19 protein-coding genes are annotated in these 20,239 nt (G+C 71.3%); 7 read left to right on the top strand and 12 right to left on the bottom strand.

Translation table 11 applies throughout. From position 1 onward, the window contains the following. Window positions 1-39: 39 nt before the first annotated feature. Both STRTUCAR8_RS14590 and STRTUCAR8_RS14595 read right to left on the bottom strand, forming a co-directional pair. Window positions 40-1,509: an aldehyde dehydrogenase family protein gene (locus tag STRTUCAR8_RS14590; RefSeq protein WP_006376557.1), complete on the bottom strand. Its 1,470-nt coding sequence runs from the start codon at window positions 1,507-1,509 to the stop codon at window positions 40-42. A gap of 93 nt (window positions 1,510-1,602) precedes the next feature. After that, a complete protein-coding gene (locus STRTUCAR8_RS14595; protein WP_044472220.1) occupies window positions 1,603-2,427 on the bottom strand; it encodes a helix-turn-helix domain-containing protein in 825 nt (274 codons plus the stop codon). A gap of 346 nt (window positions 2,428-2,773) precedes the next feature. On the opposite strand from STRTUCAR8_RS14595, the gene STRTUCAR8_RS14600 reads away from it, so the two are divergent. Further along, window positions 2,774-3,283: an ATP-binding protein gene (locus STRTUCAR8_RS14600; protein WP_078507199.1), complete on the top strand. Its 510-nt coding sequence runs from the start codon at window positions 2,774-2,776 to the stop codon at window positions 3,281-3,283. Between the two features lie 149 nt (window positions 3,284-3,432). Here the strand turns inward: STRTUCAR8_RS14600 and STRTUCAR8_RS14605 are convergent, their stop codons facing one another. The 5 genes from STRTUCAR8_RS14605 to rpmG all read right to left on the bottom strand — a co-directional run bounded on the left by STRTUCAR8_RS14605 (window position 3,433) and on the right by rpmG (window position 5,912). Next, window positions 3,433-3,705 carry a DUF397 domain-containing protein gene (locus tag STRTUCAR8_RS14605; protein WP_006376583.1) on the bottom strand — a complete coding sequence of 91 codons (273 nt, stop codon included), beginning with the start codon at window positions 3,703-3,705 and terminating at the stop codon, window positions 3,433-3,435. A gap of 302 nt (window positions 3,706-4,007) precedes the next feature. Further along, window positions 4,008-4,241, bottom strand: coding sequence for a 30S ribosomal protein S18 (rpsR, locus tag STRTUCAR8_RS14610; protein WP_006376563.1), 234 nt, complete (start codon window positions 4,239-4,241; stop codon window positions 4,008-4,010). A gap of 7 nt (window positions 4,242-4,248) precedes the next feature. Further along, window positions 4,249-5,463: a CobW family GTP-binding protein gene (locus STRTUCAR8_RS14615; RefSeq protein WP_006376540.1), complete on the bottom strand. Its 1,215-nt coding sequence runs from the start codon at window positions 5,461-5,463 to the stop codon at window positions 4,249-4,251. Window positions 5,464-5,489: 26 nt separating this feature from the next. Beyond that, entirely contained in the window at window positions 5,490-5,738 is a 249-nt protein-coding gene (locus STRTUCAR8_RS14620) for a type B 50S ribosomal protein L31 (RefSeq protein WP_006376554.1), read from the bottom strand. Window positions 5,739-5,747: 9 nt separating this feature from the next. Beyond that, a complete protein-coding gene (rpmG, locus tag STRTUCAR8_RS14625) occupies window positions 5,748-5,912 on the bottom strand; it encodes a 50S ribosomal protein L33 (protein WP_006376523.1) in 165 nt (54 codons plus the stop codon). Between the two features lie 61 nt (window positions 5,913-5,973). Here rpmG and rpmB point away from each other — a divergent pair, with 61 nt between their 5' ends. From rpmB to STRTUCAR8_RS14640, 3 genes are all read left to right on the top strand, one after another. Further along, window positions 5,974-6,210: a 50S ribosomal protein L28 gene (gene rpmB / locus STRTUCAR8_RS14630; RefSeq protein ID WP_006376581.1), complete on the top strand. Its 237-nt coding sequence runs from the start codon at window positions 5,974-5,976 to the stop codon at window positions 6,208-6,210. Between the two features lie 75 nt (window positions 6,211-6,285). Then, window positions 6,286-6,591, top strand: a complete 306-nt coding sequence (gene rpsN, locus STRTUCAR8_RS14635) for a 30S ribosomal protein S14 (protein WP_006376556.1) — start codon at window positions 6,286-6,288, stop codon at window positions 6,589-6,591. Between the two features lie 142 nt (window positions 6,592-6,733). Further along, window positions 6,734-7,282: a hypothetical protein gene (locus STRTUCAR8_RS14640; protein ID WP_006376551.1), complete on the top strand. Its 549-nt coding sequence runs from the start codon at window positions 6,734-6,736 to the stop codon at window positions 7,280-7,282. A 600-nt stretch (window positions 7,283-7,882) separates the two neighbouring features. Here STRTUCAR8_RS14640 and STRTUCAR8_RS14645 read toward each other — a convergent pair. Beyond that, window positions 7,883-9,061 carry a DUF2786 domain-containing protein gene (locus STRTUCAR8_RS14645; protein WP_006376580.1) on the bottom strand — a complete coding sequence of 393 codons (1,179 nt, stop codon included), beginning with the start codon at window positions 9,059-9,061 and terminating at the stop codon, window positions 7,883-7,885. Between the two features lie 93 nt (window positions 9,062-9,154). On the opposite strand from STRTUCAR8_RS14645, the gene STRTUCAR8_RS14650 reads away from it, so the two are divergent. Next, entirely contained in the window at window positions 9,155-9,901 is a 747-nt protein-coding gene (locus STRTUCAR8_RS14650) for a Clp protease N-terminal domain-containing protein (RefSeq protein ID WP_006376519.1), read from the top strand. A 74-nt stretch (window positions 9,902-9,975) separates the two neighbouring features. Beyond that, window positions 9,976-11,724 (top strand): bifunctional 3'-5' exonuclease/DNA polymerase, encoded by a 1,749-nt coding sequence (locus tag STRTUCAR8_RS14655; RefSeq protein WP_044472211.1) that lies wholly within the window; start codon window positions 9,976-9,978, stop codon window positions 11,722-11,724. Between the two features lie 6 nt (window positions 11,725-11,730). Here STRTUCAR8_RS14655 and STRTUCAR8_RS49670 read toward each other — a convergent pair whose 3' ends face one another. The 3 genes from STRTUCAR8_RS49670 to STRTUCAR8_RS14670 form a co-directional block, all read right to left on the bottom strand. Next, complete coding sequence (locus STRTUCAR8_RS49670; RefSeq protein WP_006376538.1) at window positions 11,731-13,971, bottom strand: AfsR/SARP family transcriptional regulator; 2,241 nt, start codon at window positions 13,969-13,971, stop codon at window positions 11,731-11,733. A gap of 263 nt (window positions 13,972-14,234) precedes the next feature. After that, window positions 14,235-15,167 (bottom strand): glycosyltransferase family 2 protein, encoded by a 933-nt coding sequence (locus STRTUCAR8_RS14665; RefSeq protein WP_006376560.1) that lies wholly within the window; start codon window positions 15,165-15,167, stop codon window positions 14,235-14,237. Window positions 15,168-15,263: 96 nt separating this feature from the next. Then, window positions 15,264-16,607, bottom strand: coding sequence for a helix-turn-helix domain-containing protein (locus STRTUCAR8_RS14670; RefSeq protein ID WP_006376564.1), 1,344 nt, complete (start codon window positions 16,605-16,607; stop codon window positions 15,264-15,266). Between the two features lie 263 nt (window positions 16,608-16,870). On the opposite strand from STRTUCAR8_RS14670, the gene STRTUCAR8_RS14675 reads away from it, so the two are divergent. Next, window positions 16,871-18,652 (top strand): FAD-binding dehydrogenase, encoded by a 1,782-nt coding sequence (locus STRTUCAR8_RS14675; RefSeq protein ID WP_006376574.1) that lies wholly within the window; start codon window positions 16,871-16,873, stop codon window positions 18,650-18,652. 77 nt (window positions 18,653-18,729) lie between these two features. Here STRTUCAR8_RS14675 and STRTUCAR8_RS14680 read toward each other — a convergent pair whose 3' ends face one another. Next, a complete protein-coding gene (locus STRTUCAR8_RS14680; RefSeq protein WP_006376571.1) occupies window positions 18,730-20,166 on the bottom strand; it encodes a hypothetical protein in 1,437 nt (478 codons plus the stop codon). Window positions 20,167-20,239: the final 73 nt, after the last annotated feature.

Genomic DNA, 20,239 nt, shown 5'->3' on the forward strand with positions numbered 1-20,239 from the left:
CCGCAAGCCCCGGGTCCCAGAAGAACTTCTGGAACTTTCCTAGAAGGGGAAGAAGCTCCGCCCGTGCTGCACCGAGATCCACTTCTGGGTGGTGAAGGCCTCCACCGTCGCATCGCCGTTCAGGCGGCCGATGCCCGAGGACTTCTCGCCGCCGAAGGCGACCAGGGGCTCGTCGTGGACCGTGCCGTCGTTGACGTGGAACATGCCCGTGTCGATCTGCTTGGCGAAGGCGATGCCGCGTTCCACGTCGGCCGTGTGGACGGCGCCGCTGAGGCCGTACGGGGTGTCGTTGACGAGACGGACCGCCTCCTCCTCGCCGTCGAAGGGGACGAGGAGGGCCACCGGACCGAAGATCTCCTGGTGGAGGAGGGGCGAGTCGGTGGGAAGGTCGGTCAGCACCGACGGCTCGACGAGGTTGTCCGTCGTCCTGCCGTGCAGGAGTGCCGTCGCGCCCTCCGCCAGCGCGCGTCTCACCAGGCCCGAAAGCGCCTCCGCCTGGGAGGAGTTGATCAGCGGGCCGATGACCGTCTCGGGGTCGCTCGGGTCGCCCACCTTCAGGGACCGCACCTTGGTCACGAACTTCTCGGTGAACTCGTCGGCGATTCGCCGGTCCACCAGGATCCGGTTCGCGGCCATGCAGACCTGGCCCTGATGGACGTACCGGCTGAACACCGCCGCGTCGACCGCGTAGTCGATGTCCGCGTCGTCCAGGACCACCAGGGCGCTGTTGCCGCCCAGTTCGAGGACCACGTTCTTGAAGAGGGGGGCGCAGACGGCGGCGACATGACGGCCGACCGCGTCCGAGCCGGTGAAGGAGATCACCTTGGGGATCGGGTGCTCCAGGAACGCGTCGCCGATCTCGGCGATGTCCGTGATCACGACGTTCAGCAGGCCGGGCGGCAGGCCCGCGTCCTCGAAGATCTTCGCGACCAGGGAGCCGCCGACGACCGGGGTGTCCTGGTGCGGCTTGAGGACGACGCCGTTGCCGAGCGCCAGCGCGGGGGCGACCGACTTCAGGGAGAGGAGGAACGGGAAGTTGAACGGGCTGATCACACCCACCACACCCACCGGGACGCGGTAGACGCGGTTCTCCTTGCCCTCGACCGGCGAGGGAATGATCTGGCCCTCGGGGGTCAGCGCCAGACGGATCGACTCGCGCAGGAACTCCTTTGCGAGGTGCAGTTCGAAGCCGGCCTTGAGGTGCGTACCGCCGAGCTCGGCGATGATCGCGCCGGCGATCTCCCGCTCCCGGTCCTCGATGATGCGCAGGGCCTTCTCGAAGACCGCGCGGCGGGCGTACGGGCTGGTCGCCGCCCACTCCTTCTGGGCCGCGGCGGCGGCTCGGTACGCCTCGTCGACCTCGTCCACCGTGGCGATCGTGATCGAGGCGAGCTTCTCACCGTCGTACGGGTTGAAGTCGATGATGTCCCAGGAGCCCGTGCCCGGGCGCCACTCACCGCCTATGTACTGCTGCGCGAGATCGGTGAAGTAGTACTCGGGCGCTGACATGTGATCCCTCAATCCCTCAATCCCGTATCACGGTCTGATCGCACGTCATCGTACGTGCGGCCGAAGGGAGTTGGGGGGTATCAGGGAACCCGGTTACGAGAGTTGCAGCAGGCCCCTGAGCAGGTCACGGCTCTCGTCCGGCCCGGGGCTGTCCTGCTGGAGTTCCTTCATCGCCGTCTCGTACTGGCTGACGTCCTCCGCCTTGTCCAGGTACAGCGCGCTGGTGAGCTGCTCCAGGAAGATCACGTCGGACAGGTCGGACTCCGGGAAGCTCAGGATCGTGAACGCGCCGCTCTCGCCCGAGTGCCCGCCGAAGCCGAACGGCATGATCTGCAGCCGTACGTTGGGCCGCTCGGAGATCTCGATCAGGTGCTGGAGCTGACCGCGCATCACCTCGCGGTCGCCGTACGGCCGGCGCAGCGCCGCCTCGTCGAGGACGACGTGGAACTCCGGGCCGCCGGTGGACTGGAGGTACTTCTGGCGCTCCATGCGCAGTGCGACGCGACGCTCGATGTCGGCGGGGCTCGCGCCCTTCATACCGCGGCCGACGACCGCACGCGCATACGCCTCGGTCTGCAGCAGACCGTGCACGAACTGCACCTCGTAGGCGCGGATCAGGGATGCCGCGCCCTCCAGACCCACGTAGGTGGGGAACCAGTTGGGCAGGACGTCCGAGTAACTGTGCCACCAGCCCGCGACGTTGGCCTCCCTGGCCAGCGAGAGGAGAGCGTCGCGCTCGGCCTCGTCGTTGATGCCGTAGAGCGTCAGCAGGTCTTCGACGTCCCGTGTCTTGAAGCTCACCCGGCCCAGCTCCATACGACTGATCTTCGATTCGGACGCGCGGATCGAGTAACCCGCCGCCTCTCGCGTGATGCCCCGCGCCTCACGCAGTCGCCTCAGGTGCGATCCGAGCAGCATGCGCCGCACCACCGATCCCGGCTCTCCCGCGCTCACGTTCGTCACCCTCCCCAACCTCTCCAGGGGCCGCAGTCTGCCACTAAATCACTCCGAGCAGTACTCGTCCGGTTACTCAAATGGGAAGACGTCAGAGCGTACGCACAGGAAGAGGCAAGGGGAAGACCGGCCACAGGTGAAAAGTTGGCGGAAAAAATGACCAAGAAGCGGTACGGGAGGGTCCAATTGGGGCACGTGCACGTGCATCTGCCCTTGCATCCGCCGTGAGCATCGGAAACCATGGTCTCGCGCCACCGCTGCATCGCAATGACTGCATCGCAACGACCGCGATCTCCCGGGAGTGCCTCGCATGGGGACGAATGGATCGACCATGCTCGAGCCGTTAAGGCAGGGGCTTCCGCCACTGGATCCCTCGACCGTGTCCAACGCGGCGTCGTGCGCTCTGCCCGCCCGCTTCGAAGCTGTGCGCGAAGCGCGGCAGTTCAGCCGCAGAACACTCGCGCAGTGGGACATCGGGGACCGCTTCGACGATGTCTGCCTGGTCGTCTCCGAGCTGGTCACCAACGCCCTCCGGCACGCGCTGCCCACGGATCCCCCGCACGCGTCGGCCCAGGAGCCGCCCGTACGGCTGCATCTGATGCGCTGGACCGAGCGGCTGGTGTGCGCGGTGCGCGATCCCAGCCGGGAGTGTCCGGTGGCGTACGACGCCGAGGAGTTCTCGGAGGACTTCTCGGCCGAGTCGGGGCGCGGCCTGTTCCTCGTCGACTCGTTCAGCGACAGCTGGGGCTGGCATCCGCTCTCGGGCGCGCTGGGCGGCAAGGTCGTCTGGGCGCTGTTCGGACTGCACTCCGCCGAGTGAGGCACCGCGGTGTTTCTTCGCGCCGGGTTTCTACGCGCGTCGCGGTGCCCGGAGTGGCCGAGGTGACCCGCGTGACCTGCACAGCTTGTACGCCTTGCACCTTGCGCGCTTGTTCGCCTTGATCCTGGGGCGAGTTGACCGCAGGACGGTCAGCTCGCCGTCAGGTGGTCGAACTCGCCGTCCTTGATGCCCAGGAGCATCGCCTCGATCTCCGCGCGCGTGTAGACGAGCGCCGGGCCGTCGGGGAAGCGCGAGTTGCGTACCGCCACCTCACCGCCGGGCAGTCTCGCGAACTCGACGCAGGAGCCCTGCGAGTTGCTGTGCCGGCTCTTCTGCCAGGCGACCTCCAGCCGCGCGGCGGCCATGCCGTTGTACACGCCGGAGTCATCGGCCGCGCCAACGCCGTACACGTCGTGGTCCACAGGTCGCTCCCTGGTGGTGCACTGGCTGAAGAGGCCAATGGTGCAATGGTCAACTGTGCCGGATCATAACTCTGTTCACGTGCAGACGCGTGGACAGATGCAGGGGCTTATGCACAGGCATACGCACAAGCAGATGCACGTGCACGCGGGGTGTTCACTCCGCTACTCACCTTGACGCACGCACGCCCCCGCGCGTTCCCCCGCACGCCGCACCCCCGCCTCCTGGGACCACGGAGACGGGGGTGCGGGGGTGGGGGCGGCGGGGGCGGGGTCGGACCAGGGTCGGGCAAGGGCACGCTCGGCTACCGGGACACGTACGGCAGGAGTGCCATCTCCCTGGCGTTCTTGATCGCGCGGGCGAGCAGCCGCTGCTGCTGGGCCGAGACCCGGGTGACCCGGCGGCTGCGGATCTTGCCGCGGTCGGAGATGAACTTCCGCAACAGGTCGGTGTCCTTGTAGTCGATGTACGTGATCTTGGCCGCGTCCAGCGGGTTGGGCCGAGCCTTGAGGGGCTTGCGTTCGATTTTGCGGGCCATGGCGGGGTCAGACCTCCAGGAGGGTGTCGAAGGCGGGCGGCAGGCGCTTCCAGGCGGTGCGTCCGCCGGCGTACTCGGCGTCGGTGAGCAGGCAGGACTCCAGGAGCTGTTCGAGTCCGTCGCGGTCAAGGCCGGGGGACGTGAACACCAGGTGCTGGCAGCAGTCGCCGTGCTCGGGGTGCCAGTCGAGGGCGGCGGCGGCCCGGCGTACGGGCTCGACCATGTCCCAGGCCGCGTCCGGGAGCGAGGCGAGCCAGGGGCCGGCGCTCTCCACGCACAGCGCGCCGCCCGCCGCGTCCCAGTGGAGCAGCGTGTCGGGGTGGTCGGCGAGCCAGAACCGGCCCCGGCTGCGCGCGGCGGCGCAGGTCAGGTCCTCCAGCGCCTCGTACAGCCGCTCCGGGTGGAAGGGGCGGCGCCGGTGCCACACGAAGGTGGACACGCCGTGCGCGTCGGCCTCGGCGGGCAGCAGCGCGCACGCCGGGTGCTGGGCAGCGGCGGCGGCCTCGACATCGAATCCGGCCAGCGCGGCGGAGGCGAGAGCCGAGAGCGGGGCCGCGCTCCCGTCGGCGGCGTCGGGGGCGCCCGCCAGGTCCCGTGGGTGGCCGCCCATGACCGGGACCTGGCGGGCAGTCGGGTGCAGCTGCGCGAGCAGCTCGCGGTCCTCGTCGTCGGCCTCCGGGGAGTCGACGAGGGCGAGGACGGTGGCGTACTCCAGCTGGCGGGCGAAGGTGTCCGCGACCGTCCGCTGGTCGGTGGCCGCGGCGGCGAGGCCGCCTTCGGCCAGGTCGTCGCCGTTGCCGAGGTACGGCAGCAGCAGCGCCGGGTCGACGGCCGTGATGACGCCGGTGACCGTGAGGCCGCCGGACGTCACCACCTCGGCCATCGCCTTGGGCTCGACGGAGTCCCACAGTTCGACGATCGCCAGCCGGGTCAGCCCGGCGTCCGCGAGCCGCCGCAGCTCCGGCACGAGGTCCTCGCGCAGGGCACAGCACGCACAGTCATTGACCAGGGGCGCCTCACCCGCGGAGAGGATCCCGGTGGCGTCGCTGACGGTCCGGACGACCGTGCCGGCCACGGCCGTGGCGAGGTCGTGGTGGAGTACGACACTGCCGGGGACGTCGGCGAGCAGCCGCGCCACGGTCGCCTTGCGGGCGTCGGCGTGCAGCCCGCCGACGATCGCCACGGAGAGTTCGTGAGCCCCGGAGGGCCCGTGCTCATGCACCTGCACGTGTGTTCCCTCAGTCCTTGCTAGTGGTTCTTGCCGTACCGGCGCTCGAAGCGCTCCACGCGGCCGGCCGTGTCCAGGACGCGGGCCGTGCCGGTGTAGAAGGGGTGGCTGATGTTCGAGATCTCGACGTCGACGACGGGGTAGGTGTTGCCGTCCTCCCAGTCGATCGTCTTCTCGCTGGTCATCGTGGACTGGGTGAGGAAGGCGTGGTTCGCGGCCCGGTCGCGGAAGACGACGGGCCCGTACGCCGGGTGGATTCCTTCACGCATGGCGGCTGATCAGCGCTCCTCTCGGAAGTCGACGTGGCGGCGGGCGACCGGGTCGTACTTGCGCAGGGTCATACGGTCCGGGTCGTTGCGGCGGTTCTTGCGGGTGACGTAGGTGAAGCCGGTCCCGGCCGTGGACCGGAGCTTGACGACCGGCCGGAGTTCGTTGCGAGCCATGCTGGTATCTTACTGAAAACGACTTCCATTTGCATAACTCGACCGAGAGAGGTGCGTCACCTTGTCCGCCCACTGCATGCTGACCGGCGCCCAGCCGGGCTTCGGCAACAACATCAGCCACTCCCACCGGCGTACGTCCCGTCGCTTCAACCCCAACATCCAGTCCAAGCGGTACTGGCTGCCCAGTGAGGGCAGGAACGTCCGGCTGCGGTTGAGCACGAAGGGGATCAAGACCGTCGACACGATCGGCGTCGAGGCGGCGGTGGCCCGGATTCGGGCCCGTGGGGTCAAGGTCTGAGGGTCTGAGAGGGCCTGAGACGGCCCGAGATGGCCTGCGAGGACCGGGGACAAAGGACAGGGAGACAGGAGCGACATGGCGAAGAAAAGCAAGATCGCGAAGAACGAGAAGCGGCAGGAGATCGTCGCCCGGTACGCGTTGCGGCGGGCCGAGCTGAAGGAGATCGTCCGGCGGCCGGCCTCGACGGACGCGGAGCGGGCGGCGGCCCGGCGGGAGCTGGAACGGCAGCCGCGTGACGCGAGCGCCACGCGCGTGCGCAACCGGGACCAGGTGGACGGGCGGCCCCGCGGGTACTTCCGGGCGTTCGGACTCTCCCGGGTCGGTCTGCGGGAGCAGGCGCATGCCGGGTTCCTTCCGGGGGTGCGCAAGTCGTCCTGGTGAGATGCTCCCCCGGGCCGGGGGGCCGCGGACTCCGGCCTCCTCATCCGCTGACAAGGAACCCTGGTAGCTTGCTGCGGTCGTGCGGCCCCGATGGCCGCTGCTCACGGCTAACGCACAGCGGCTGACTGCTTGGGAGCTTCCGGTGACTTCGGTGACGTACGCGCGCGTGCTGACGCGCAGGGCTGGTGTGGCGTCGGTGGTCGCGGTGGCTGCCGCGCTCGCGCTGACCGGGTGCAGTGGCGACGGGGGGTCCGGCGACGGGTCGGCGAGTCCGAGTTCCGGCGCGGATTCCTCGTCGGGCTCGTCGGAGTCGTCCTCGGGCTCGTCCGCGGGTTCGGGGGACGCGAGCGGTGGTAGCGACTCGCCGGCCGCGGACAGTCAGTTGGCGGGCAGCTGGCTGACCACCAGCAAGGGCAGTGCCGTGGCGCTGGTGATCACCGGGGCGAAGGCCGGGCTGTTCGCCACCGGCGGGAACGTGTGCAGCGGTACGGCGGGCAAGGAGGCGGGGATGCAGATGATCCACCTCACGTGCAGCGACAAGAGCAAGGACCGGGCCTCGGGGATGGTCACCTCCGTCGACAAGACGTCGATGAAGGTCACCTGGACCGGCAGCCTCGGCACCGAGACGTACACGAAGGCGCAGGGCGGCTCGCTGCCGTCGGGGCTGCCGACGGCGGGGCTGGGGTCCTGAGGATCGGGTAGGTCGTGCGGACCGGATGGGCGCCCCATTGGGCTCGGGTCGGTCGCGCAGCCGGGGGCGGGCCCGTAATTGGGCCCGGGTCGATCGCCAGCGTGAAGGCAGACCCGCAGGTGCGCCCCGACAGTCGGCCACGGGAAACGGGCACCCATCGGACTCCCGCCAGTCAGCCACGCGGACGCAGGCCTCCCATTGGGCCTCGTCAGTCACGCGGACGAAGGCGGCCATCCCACTGGCATCGGGTCAGTCGCCCAGCGTGAAGGCAGACCCGCAGGTGCGCCCCGACAGTCGGCCACGGGAAACGGGCACCCATCGGACTCCCGCCAGTCGGCCGCGCGGACGCACCATTGGGCCCCCGTCAGTCACGCAGGCGAGGGCGGGCGCTCCATTGGGCCTCGTCAGTCACGCGGACGAAGGCGGCCATCCCACTGGCATCGGGTCAGTCGCCCAGCGTGAAGGCAGACCCGCAGGTGCGCCCCGACAGTCGGCCACGGGAAACGGGCACCCATCGGACTCCCGCCAGTCGGCCGCGCGGACGCACCATTGGGCCCCCGTCAGTCACGCAGGCGAGGGCGGGCGCTCCATTGGGCCTCGTCAGTAGTGCAGGCGGGGGCGGGTTCGTAGTTGGGCTCGGTCGGCTGCTGCGGTGCCCTCTGTCCAGCCTGCCTCGTCCGTGATGCCCCGTAGGCGGGTTGTCGTGGTCGTGGGGAACATCTGGTCCAGGTGGGCGGTGACCGCCAGGTCCCGGGTGGCCAGGACCGGGAGCAGGGCGGCGGCGGTCTGGGTCGCCGCCGCGGCGTCCGCCGTTTCCGCCGCCGCCGTTTCCGCCAGTCGGGTGCCCGTCTTGTGGGCGTAGGCCGCCAGGAAGGACTGCCGGAAGGTCTTCGTCCGGTTGCGGCCCTTGGCCCGTTGCGCCGCCTCCGCCTTGGTCATCGCGGTCGTGGCCTGGACCAGCAGGGACGTGTACAGGAGTTCCACCGCCTCCAGGTCGGGTTCGAAGCCCACCACCGTGGAGAAGCCCAGCGCCTCGTTCCACACCGCGCGGCAGCGGTTCGCGTCGGCCACGGCGTGCAGGAGGATCGCCTTGGCCTCCTCGTACGGAGCGTCCACACCGAGGCGCCGCGCGCGCGGGGCGTCGGCCGCCGGGGCGCCGGCCGCGAGCAGGGCCTCGTCGATGCTGTGCCGGGCCATCAGTTCCTGGGCCTTCGCGCTCAGCGCCTCGGCCTCCTCGGGGAACCCGGTCGCCTCCGCCTTCGCCAGCAGCGCGCGGATACGCGGCAGCATGCGGGATTCCGGATGCGTCCGGCGGGCGCTCTTCCCCGGTGGCGTCGGTTGCTCGTCGAGGGACTCGAGGGTCGGCAGCCCCAGCAGCAGGCGGTACAGCTCCAGGACCGTCGTCGCGTGCGTGAAGCGGTCCGCGCGCGGTGGGGCGGGGGTCGCGGCCAGCTCGGCCAGCTGTTCCGTCCAGCGGGGGCCCCGGGCCCGGTCGTCCGGTGCCTGGGCGGTGATCAGCGCCGACACCAGGCGTACGTGTACGTCGTCCAGCTCGCGCCGCACGAGACGTACGACGTCAGCCGGCTGCCAGCCCCGGCGCCAGGCCGACGCCACGAACTCCGCGCCGCGCCGGGCGAGTTCGGCGTCGGCGGCCGGGTCGGCTGCGAGCAGGGACGCGCCCGTGTCGAGGGAGGTGTCCGTGTCGGCGTACAGGGCGGCCTCGAAGGCGCGCTCGACCGTGCCGGGCGGGTCGGGCGGGAGGGGGGTGCTGCTGGTCACCCGTCGATCGTTTCATGGCGTCGTTCGATGCCGTCGACACCGACTGTCAACTTCGGGTTGACAGTCCTGTTGCTGCCAACCTAGGGTTGACACATGACGAGCCATCAGCCCGTACGGGCCTCCGTACGCCTCGACGACCTCATCGAGGCGATCAAGAAAGTCCACACCGACGCCCTCGACCAGCTCCAGGACGCGATGCTCGCCGCCGATCACCTCGGCGACGTGGCCGACCATCTGATCGGGCACTTCGTGGACCAGGCACGCCGTTCCGGTGCCTCCTGGACCGACATCGGCAGGAGCATGGGTGTCACCCGGCAGGCCGCGCAGAAGCGGTTCGTGCCGAAGGGCGAGTCGGATCTCGACCCGAGCCAGGGCTTCAACCGCTTCACGCCACGGGCCAGGAACGTGGTGGTCGTCTCCCAGGAGGAGGCCAAGTCCGCCGGCAACGACCAGATCCGCATCGGACACCTGGTCCTCGGTCTCATCGCCGAACCGGAGGGTCTCGGGGCGAAGGCGATCACCGCGCAGGGTGTCTCCCTGGACACCGTGCGCGAGGCCGCGACCGCGGGTCTGCCGGCACCCGCCGAGAGTGTCCCCGCCCTCATCCCCTTCGACTCCGACACGAAGAAGTCCCTCGAACTCACCTTCCGCGAGGCCCTGCGCCTGGGCCACAACTACGTCGGTACCGAGCACGTCCTGCTGGCGCTGCTGGAGTTCGAGAACGGCGAGGGGCTCCTGTCCGGCCTCGGCCTCACCAAGCCGGCGGCGGAGGAGAACATCACCGCGGCCCTCGCCAAGATCAAGGTCGAGTTCGAGGAACAGGGCGAGCAGCCGAGCTGACGGGCGAATCCGGAAGGCAGAGCTGAACGCGCTGGTCACAGGCGTTGTCAGACCCTCCTGCCAGACTCACGGGCATGGCAGGCGTGGCGGAGACGGCCGAGCGGTGGGCGCTCGCTCCGGCCGAGGACGGCGGTGTGGAGATCGCCCCCCTCGGCCCCGGTGGGCTGCCCGCCGGGCCGGTGCGGCGGGAGGCGGATCTCGGCGCGGCCGTCCGTGACCGGCCCGATGTCACACGCTGGGTGTGGCGGTCCACCCCCGATGTCTATCCGCGACTGCTCGCCACGGGGGTGCGAGTCGAGCGGTGCTACGACATCGAGGACGCCGAGACGATTCTGCTCGGCCACGAGGGGCGGCTCGGTGAGCCCCGGTCGGCGGCGGCGGCCCTCGCCCGGCTGCGCGGTGGTCCCGTACCGCCGGATCCGCCGCAGCGGTCCGCCGAACCCGGCGCGCAGTCGCCGCTCTTCGAACCGGGGCCGGTGCACGTGCCCCTGGCCGACCTGCTGGAGGTGTACGCCGACCAGCAGCGGCGGCACGACCGGGCCGCGCACCCGGACCGGATGCGGCTGCTGACGGCCGCCGAGTCGGCGGGGATGCTGGTGGCCGCCGAGATGAACGCGGCGGGGCTGCCGTGGCGCGCGGACGTCCACCGGGACCTCCTCCATGAACTGCTGGGCGAGCGGTACGCGGGCGGGGGTGAGCCCCGGCGGCTCGCCGAGCTGGCGGACGAGGTGTCGGCGGCGTTCGGGCGCAGGGTGCGGCCCGATCTGCCCGCCGATGTCGTCAAGGCCTTCGCGCAGGCCGGGATCAAGGTGCGGTCCACGAGGAGATGGGAGATCCAGAGCATCGACCATCCGGCCGTGAAGCCGCTGATCGAGTACAAGAAGCTGTACCGCATCTGGGTCGCGCACGGCTGGTCCTGGCTCCAGGACTGGGTCCGGGACGGGCGGTTCAGGCCCGAGTTCCTCGCGGGCGGGACGGTCACCGGGCGCTGGGTCACCAACGGCGGGGGCGGGCTGCAGATCCCCAAGGTGATCCGGCGCGCCGTGGTCGCCGACCCTGGATGGCGGCTCGTCGTCGCCGACGCCGACCAGATGGAGCCGCGCGTCCTCGCCGCGATCTCGCGCGACCCCGGGCTGATGGAGGTCGCGGGGCGGGAGAGCGACCTCTACCAGTCCGTCTCCGACCGCGCGTTCTCCGGCGACCGGGAGCAGGCCAAGCTCGCCGTGCTGGGCGCGGTGTACGGGCAGACCTCCGGGGACGGCCTCAAGAACCTCGCCGCGCTCAGACGCCGGTTTCCGAAGGCGGTGGCGTACGTGGACGACGCCGCCCGCGCGGGAGAGGAGGGGCGGCTCGTGCGGACCTGGCTGGGGCGTACGTGCCCCCCGGCGGTGCGGGCCGACACCGCCGACGACTCGGCGGAGGAGGCCGGCATCCCGCTCCCGGAGGACGAGGGCGGCGTCGACACCGCCGGGAGCGCGGGCGGGGCAGGGGCGGGGGCGCAGGAGTGGGTGCCGGGGTACGCCTCCTCCAACTCCCGTGCCCGGGGCCGCTTCGCGCGCAACTTCGTCGTCCAGGGCAGCGCGGCCGACTGGACCCTGCTGCTGCTCGCCGCGCTGCGCCGGAGCTGTGCGGGGATGGCTGCCGAGCTGGTCTTCTTCCAGCACGACGAGGTGATCGTGCACTGTCCCGAGGAGGAGGCTCAGACGGTCGTGGCGGCGATCCGGGAGGCGGCGGAGCTGGCGGGGAGGCTGACGTTCGGCGAGACGCCGGTGCGGTTTCCGTTCAGTACGGCGGTGGTGGAGTGTTACGCCGACGCCAAGTGACGCGCGTCAACCCTGGCCGGGCGTCGGTGTTTCGCCGGTCGTCGGGTCGCCGGTCGCCGCCTCGGCCGCGGCCAGTTCACGGGCGAAGTCCCTGACCAGGTCGTGGGGTGCGTACCGGCCGTACGCGGTCTCCTCCACGAGGGATACGTCGACGAGGCGGTCCAGGGCCGCCCCGGCCCGGCGTTCGTCGGTCGCGGTGAGGCGGGCCAGGAGCGGGGCGTCGTACGTGGGGAGGTCCAGGGCGCCGATGCGGAGCAGGACGAGGGCCGCGTCCCGGTCGGTCTCGCGGGCGGAGACACTCAGCGCGTCGTGGGCGCCGGCCAGGGAACGGCGGACGCTCAGGTCGTCGTACTCCAGATACGGCAACCTGCTTTCTCCTGCGGCCAGTTGAGCGGCGGCCATGTCCGGAGTGAGGGCCCGGCGGGCGGCGAGCCGGGCTGCGACCGCGCGCAGGGCGAGCGGGAGGCGGCCGGTGAGTTCGACGAGGGGGTGGTCGGCGTCGAGGCCACCGCGCCCGGAGACCGCGCGCAGCAACTCGGCACTCTCCGCGCCGGTCAGGGAGGCGAGGGGGAAGCGGTGGGCGCCGTCGAGGGCGGTCAGCGGGGAACGGCTGGTGACGATCACCGCGCAGCCGGGGCCCGCCGGAAGCAACGGCCTTAGCTGCGCGGCCCCTTCGGCATCGTCCAGGACCAGCAGGGTGCGGGTCGGGGCGAGGAGGGAACGCAGTAACGCGGCTGCCCCGTCCGGGTGTTCGGGGACACGGCGTGGATCGGCGCCGAGGTCGCGCAGCAGCGCGGCAAGTGCCTGGGCGGGAGCGAGCGGGGGCACGTCGGCGGTGCCGCCGTGGAGGTCGACGTAGAGCTGCCCGTCCGGGAAGCGCTCCCGAAGGGCGTGGGCGACGTGCAGTGCCAGGGCACTCTTGCCCACGCCGGGCATCCCGTGGACCACGACCACGGGGGCACCGGCCGCACCCTCGGACCGGGGGCGCACCTGCGGGGCCAGGATCCGGCGCAGGTCGTCCGCGACGGCGGTACGGCCCGTGAAGTGGGCCGGAGGTGGCGGAAGTTGAGCAGGGCGGGGCACGGGAGGCAGGGTCGGGGTGGGGATGGGGTGCGATGTCGGCGCGGAGGGCGGTGATGGGGCGGGGGATGGTGACGGCGCGGAGGTCTGTGCTGCCGACGGCCCGCGTCGCGGCGTGGGGGCGGGGGCCGGCCGTGGGGTCGAACCCGACGTCGGCTGTGCGGGGACGTAGGGGAGCTTGAGGTCAGTGGTAATCGCGAGGGCGGTGGGCAGCACGACTCCGCCCGGGACCCCATGTGCCGTCAGCCCCCGGGGGCCCCTCGACCGCACAGGACGCGCTGGGTCAGCTGGTCCGGCCGGAGCGGCGGGGCTGCCCGGTTTTGTCGGCCCCGTCGTATCCGCTGTGGTCGCCGGAGGCACCGCGTCCCCCGGCAGCCTCAGTACCTCCATGTGGGCCGCGCGGATCGCCGGGCCCGGTTCCACGCCCAGTTCTTCGAGGAGGCGGTTGCGCAGGTCGCGGTGGACGGCGAGGGACTCGGCTCGGCGGCCGGTGCGGTGGAGGGTGAGCATCAGCTGGCGGTGGTAGGACTCGCGCAGCGGGTGTTCGGCCGTCAGGGCCGTCAACTCCGGTACCAGGGAGGCAAGTCGGGGGCCGCCGACGTACAGCTCGGCGTCGTAGCGCCATTCCAGCAGGAGGAGACGGGCCTCCGTGAGGCGCTGAGTGAACGCGTAGCCGAAGGTCTCGGGCGGGAGGCCGGTCAGTGGGGCGCCGCGCCACAGTGCGAGGGCCGACGCGCACTCGGTCAGGACGCGCTGCCAGTCCTGGTTGGCGTGGGCGGCCCGCGCCCGTTCGACGTGGGCGTGGAAGACGTGCACGTCGAGCTCGCCCGGGCCGACCCGCAGCAGATAGCCGGGCGGCACCGCTCGCAGCCGGGCCGGATCGTCGAGGAGGCGGCGCAGCCGGGCCACGTGGTTGTGCAGCGAGGCCTGCGCGGACGCCGGCGGCGCCCCGCCCCACAGCGCGTCCTTGAGCGTCTCGACCGGGACGACCCGGCCGGGTTCGAGGAGCAGGGCGGCGAGCAGCGTCCGTACCTTGACGCTGCCGATCGGCTGACCCGGAACAGGGGCGGGGATCGGCTGGATTCCCTCTCGCGCAAGGCCGTTGGGGGCGTGGCCGTCATAGAGGACGGGCGCGCCGAGCAGTCCGAACCGCAGACCGCACCGCATGTCGTCGCCTCACTGCCCTCTCGTCCGCCAACCGCTTCCCATGTTAGCGATCTGTTGGCGTGGCCTGATGTGATCACCTCAACGGAGCCGGCCCGAGGGTGCGCGCGTATGTCGCGCAGCTCGGGGGAGTGTCGCCGTCGCGGCCGGGTCCGGATACGCGAGAGGGCCCGGGTCGCCAGAGGTGACGACCGGGGCCCTCGTATCGCGTGGCGTGTGCGGCGGGCTTGCCGAAAGGGCTCTCGGAGAGCCTCTGGTCACCCGGTTCACAGGATGGGCGGGCGGCCCAGCCTGGTCAGTGTCCACACCGTGCGCCAACGCATCGGGCGGCGTTCGCCGGCCGGTTCGCGCAGGCCCTCCACGAAGCCGGCGAACCAGGCTCGCAGCGTGCGTGTGGAGCCGCCGCGCAGGACGGTGATCGCGATCCACACGGCCAGGTGTACCGGGATCAGCGGCAGCGGGAGCCTGCGGCGGACCAGCCAGACGCGGTTGCGGGCGGTGACCCGGTGGTAGATGGCGTGCCGGGCGGGCGAGGTGCTGGGGTGACGCAGCAGGAGACGCGGTTCGTAGAGGATCTTCCAGCCCGCGTCGACGGCCCGCCAGGCGAGGTCGGTCTCCTCGTGGGCGAAGAAGAAGGCGGCGGGCCAGTCGCCGGTCTGGTCGAGCATCTCCATGCGCAGGGCGTGGCCGCCGCCGAGGAACTGGGTGACGTACCCGCCGAGCATCGGGTCGCCCGCGCCGGGCCGGGGGACGTGCCGGCGCTGGGTCACGCCGTTCTCGTCGGCGATCCGGAAGCCGACGATGCCGAGGCGGGGGTCGGCGGCGTACAGGTCCCGTACGCGGGTGAGTACATCGGGGTCGATGAGCAGACCGTCGTCGTCCAGGTCGACCACGACGTCGATGTCGCCGAACTCACGCAGCCGGGCCAGGGCCACGTTCCGGCCGCCCGGGCAGCCGAGGTTCTCGTCGACCTCGATGGTGGTGACCTCACCGGAGAGGCCGGGGAGTTCGGGCAGTGGACAGCCGTTGCCGACGAGCACGATGCGGTCGGGGGCGAGGTCCTGCTTGGCGATCGACTCCAGCAGCGCGTTGAGCGCGACGGGCCGGTTTCCCATGGTCACCACGGCCACCGCGATACGCGGTTCCACCGCCATGCCACCCACCAGACCCACCTCGTTCCGGCCGCCGACGTACACCATCGCGGTCGGATGCTATCTGTTTACAGTAAGGATGTATTAAGTACGCATTGAGTACGTCTCTTATCCATAACACCCTACGGCTTCGACACCCTACGGCTATTGGTCGGAGCCTGGCCCCAACCATGTCCGCAGCGCCCACCACCAGTGCACGCTACCCAATGGCCCGGAGACAATGCCTGGGAGATCGTCCGTCAGTGACTCACCGGTGAGCTGCTGGAGTCGGGCGAGGCGATAGCGGACGGTGTTGGGGTGGGTGAACAGGGTAGCCGCCGTCCGGTCGAGGCGGCGGCCGTGGTCGAGGAACGCCAGCGCGGTGACCGCGATCTGACGGTGGAAGTCGTCCCGTGGATCGAGGTCGGCGAGGAGACGGGCACTGAGCCAGGCACCCAGGAGGGGCTGGTCGGCGAGGGCGATCTCGGCGGCCAGTTCGGTGAGTTCGTACACACCGTGGCGTCCGTACGGTGACGGCGCCGCCGCCTGCCCGTCGAGGTCCAGGGCGCGGACGCAGAGGCCGTACGTGGCCCGGAGGTCGTCCAGCGGGACGGCGGGCGACACCACGACGAACGCCCCGCCGCCCACGCCCGCGCCTTTTTCCTCCTCCGACTCCGCGTCCCCGCCCCCCTCCCCGATCGTCTCGCCCGCCGGCAGTCGCGGGTACAGGCCCACCAGCCGTCCGTCGAGTGTGCCGAAGTGACAGCCGCGCAGGGCGGCGAGGCGGTGGGCCAGCCGCCGGGTGCGGGCGGGCTCGCCCCCCGGGTCGGCGACCAGAAGGTGGCGTACGGCGTCCCGGCGCAGCCCGGCCGCCGCCAACTCCTCGGCGTCAGGCGGCGGTTCACCTTCGACGAGGAGCCGGCGCAGCAGCCGCGCCCGGCTCTCCCCCAGCTCGTGCGGGTTGTCCCCCTCGGCGACGCGGTACCCGTGGACGACGTGCCGTTGCAGGGCGTCGCCGTAGTCCTTGAGGCGCAGGACGGCGGAGAGCAGGGCGGCGTCGGGCACCCCGGCCGAGCGGCAGCGGTCGACGGTGATCTCGACGGCGCGGGTGTGGGCGGCCTGAACTCCGCGCAGTACGGCGGTCATCGGGACGCCCTGCCCGGCCCGGTCGGCGCCGAGCAACAGGGCGGCGGCGAAGTCCTGGGCGTCGACGCCCTGTTCGTCGCTGTCCTCTGTATGCGTATCCGTATCCGCACCCAGCCAGGCGCCGGCCGCGTTGATCATGGCGGTGACGTGCCAGAGGGTTTCCGCCTCGGCGAGCCGGGCCACCTCCGGGGAGTGCTTGCGGGCCGCACGCACGAGTTCGCTCTGGACACCCGCGTCCGCCGCCATGGCGCGCAGCACCTCGGCGACGGTCTCGCGCTCGGACCGTTCGGACCGCTCAGGCCGCCTCTTGGGCCGCCGCTCGGGGCGCTCGCTGAGGTCGCTGACGTCGGTGAGGGCCGTCATGGGCCTCCCCCTTCGCGTCGGTGCGGTGTCGCCGACACACAACGGAGGGGCGGACGCGTTGGTTCCCGGCTACTACCGCGCTGCCGTTCCGACCTGATTCCCTGAGCGCTACCGACGGTAACCCCAGGCTCGCCACCGACACACCCTTTTCACGGGCGCCCACACGCCCGTGCACGCGCATCCGGCCCCGCATCGGCACTCGCACCCGCACCCGCACCCGCACCCGCACCCGCCGCACGTCCTCTCCCCCGGAAGGCACCCCCATGGAGCACTTGACTGACCCTGTCAGCCGCCGCCGGGCACTGACGCTGGCAGGCGGCGCGGTCGCCGCGACCGCCCTCACCCAGACGGGCACGGCGTTCGCCGCCTCGGCGGCGGTTACGTCGGCCGACGCGATCGTCGTGGGCCACGGGCTCGCCGGGCTGGTCGCCACGGTCGAACTCGCCGCCGCGGGCCGCAAGGTGCTGCTCCTCGACCAGGAACCGGAGTCCAACCTGGGTGGCCAGGCCTTCTGGTCGTTCGGCGGGCTGTTCTTCGTCGACTCCGCCGAGCAGCGCCTGATGGGCGTCAAGGACTCCAAGGACCTGGCCTGGCAGGACTGGCAGGGCGCGGCCGGCTTCGACCGGGACATCGACAACCCGCTCGGCCAGGACCACTGGGGTTACAAGTGGGCGCAGGCGTACGTCGACTTCGCGTCCGGTGAGAAGCGGGCCTGGCTGGCCGGCCTGGGCATGCAGTGGTTCCCGTTCGTCGGCTGGGCGGAGCGCGGCGGCGGCCTCGCGGACGGCCACGGCAACTCCGTACCGCGCTTCCACGTCACCTGGGGCACGGGTCCCGCCGTGGTGGAACCGTTCGAGAAGAAGGTGCGGACGGCGGTGGCGAACGGGCTGGTGACGTTCAAGCACCGCCATCGCGTGGACGAGCTGATCCGGACGAACGGCACCGTCACCGGCGTACGCGGGGCGGTTCTCGAACCGAGCACCGCGGCGCGCGGCAAGGCCAGTTCACGGACGGTGGTCGGAAGCTTCGAGCTGAACGCCGAGGTGGTGATCGTGACGTCCGGCGGAATCGGCGCCAACCACGATCTCGTACGGCAGAACTGGCCGGCCCGGCTGGGCACTCCCCCCAAGTCGATGATCACGGGCGTGCCCGCGCACGTGGACGGACGGATGCTCGGGATCACCGAGCAGGCGGGCGGACGGATCGTCAACCCGGACCGGATGTGGCACTACACGGAGGGTCTGAAGAACTACGACCCGATCTGGGCCAACCACGGCATCCGTATCCTGCCCGGCCCGTCGTCGATGTGGTTCGACGCGACCGGCAAGAGGTTCTCCGCACCCGACATGCCGGGCTACGACACCCTCCACACCCTCAAGTCGATCATGGACACGGGCTACGACTACTCGTGGTTCGTGACGACCCAGAAGATCCTCGCGAAGGAGTTCGCGCTCTCCGGATCCGAACAGAACCCTGATCTGACCAACAAGGACGTCTGGATGCTGCTCTCGCGCGCCTGGCAGACGCCCGAGCCGTTGGAACGGTTCAAGAAGTACGGCGAGGACTTCGTCGTGTCGACCACACTGCCCGAGCTGGTCCGGGGCATGAACAAGCTGACCGGCACGAGCCTGATCGACCTGGCCGCGCTCCAGCGCCAGATCGAGGCCCGGGACCGTGAGATCGACAACGCGTACAGCAAGGACGCCCAGGTGATGGGCATCCGCAACGCCCTCTCCTACCCCGGTGACGTCCTCAGCCGTACGGCGTCGGCCCACAAGATCCTGGACTCCTCGGCCGGACCACTGATCGCCGTGCGCCTCAACATCCTCACCCGTAAGACACTCGGCGGCCTCCAGACCGACCTGTCGGGCCGCGTCCTCGACGCCACCGGCACGCCGGTTCCCGGTCTGTACGCGGCCGGCGAGGTCGCGGGCTTCGGGGGCGGCGGCGTCCACGGATACCGGTCGCTGGAGGGCACGTTCCTCGGCGGCTGCCTGTTCTCGGGCCGCCAGGCGGGCAGAGCGGCGGCCGCGGCGACGGCCTGACGGCGTAGCCGGGGGTACGGCGGTTCACCGTACCCCCGGCGGACGGCCCGGTCTGCCCGGCCGGGCCGACGGGGCCGCTACGCGCGAAGGGGGTTCGTGCGGGTCGCCGCCAGCAGGTACCAGGCGGTGGCGCCCGTGTGGCGGTACGGGTAGTAGCCGAAGCCGAAGCCCGTGTCGAGGGGGCTGCTCGCCGAGACGACCCCGGCGCGTTCGGGCAGGGCCAGGGTGCCCACGGTCTGGCCCGTGCCGAGGAGTTCCTGGGCCCGCTCGGCGGAGGCGATCAGCCGGTGGGCGCGCGCCTCGTCGCCGTGTCCGGCGCGGTCCCGGAGGGCGAGGGCGAGGTGCGCGGTCCCCTCGAACCAGACTCCGTTGCGGTCGGGCTTCGGCTGGAACTCGGCGATGGGGGCGGCCTCGTTCGCCAGCAGGCTCGCGGAGCTGAAGGTGACGCCCTCGTACGACTGTCCCGCGGGCACCGTGCTGTTGGTGCGGTCGGCCCGGTCCAGGACGGCGAGTTCGGTGGCGGCCCAGTCCAACGACCGCGAGTATCTGCGGGAGTTGAGGGCGAGGTGGGTCCAGGTCTGGGTGTCCTCGGGGATCGGGGACTTGTTGACGGTCACTCCGTCGTTGGTGCCCGTGTAGAAGAACCCGGCGCCCGCTGTGCCGACCGGCTCCCACATCTTCTCGACGAACGCCCGCGCTGTCGCCCGCCGTTGCCGCCACACCGGGTCCCCGGTGAGCAGGGCGAGTTGCCCGAAGAGGGCGACCAGGTCGGTGTTGTGCTCGGTCGAGCTGAACGGCAGTTTCGCGTTGCCGCCGTCGACGCCGAACTTGTAGCCGCCCAGGGGCTGTTCGGTACTGGCGTTCACCTGGATCCAGGTGCCGATCCGTACGGCGCCGTCGACGAAGCGGCGCTTCCCGGTCCGGCGGGCCAGCGCGGCGAGCGCGATCCCGGCCCAGGCCATGTCGCCCACGGCGGTACCGGTGAACCCGAACTGCGTACCCACGTTGGCGGTGCCGTCGGCCCGCACGAACCCGTCGGGCTGCGCGACCCCGTCGAAGAAGACGTACGGCCCGACGTTGTAGGCCTGCCGGAGCCTGCCGTCGTCGTACGCCGGGTCGTGCGACTGCGCGTACAGCAGTGCGTCCCCGAGGGCGACGGCCCGGCGCCGGCCGGCCTCGGTGCGGGTGGCGAGGTGGGCGAGTACCGCGAGGGCGTTGTCGTAGGTGAACGCCGTGCTGAACAGGCCCGCCTGGTCGGTGTAGCTCTGAGTGAGGCGGATGTCGCCGTGGTCGGGGTAGGCGTCCATGGCGGCGGCGAGGAAGGAGTGGGCGCGGCGCTCGGCGGGCGCGACGGAACTCCCGTAGCCAGTAAGGGAGTTGGAGGCACCCGCTACGCCCGATCCGGCTGCCGTGAGCGCGACGGCGCCGAGGCCGGCGGCACCGATGAGCGCCCGGCGGCTGAGCGCGGGACCTGGCGCGTCTTCTCTGTCGGACCTGCCGTTTCTGCCGTTCATGGGTCTCCTCTGCTGGTCTGAGAGCGCTCTCACGAACGCGCTGGCTCATTCTGCTGCCGCACCCTGGGCGGGT

Origin of the sequence: Streptomyces turgidiscabies Car8, from assembly GCF_000331005.1 — a bacterium.
Taxonomy (GTDB): Bacteria; Actinomycetota; Actinomycetes; order Streptomycetales; family Streptomycetaceae; genus Streptomyces; species Streptomyces turgidiscabies.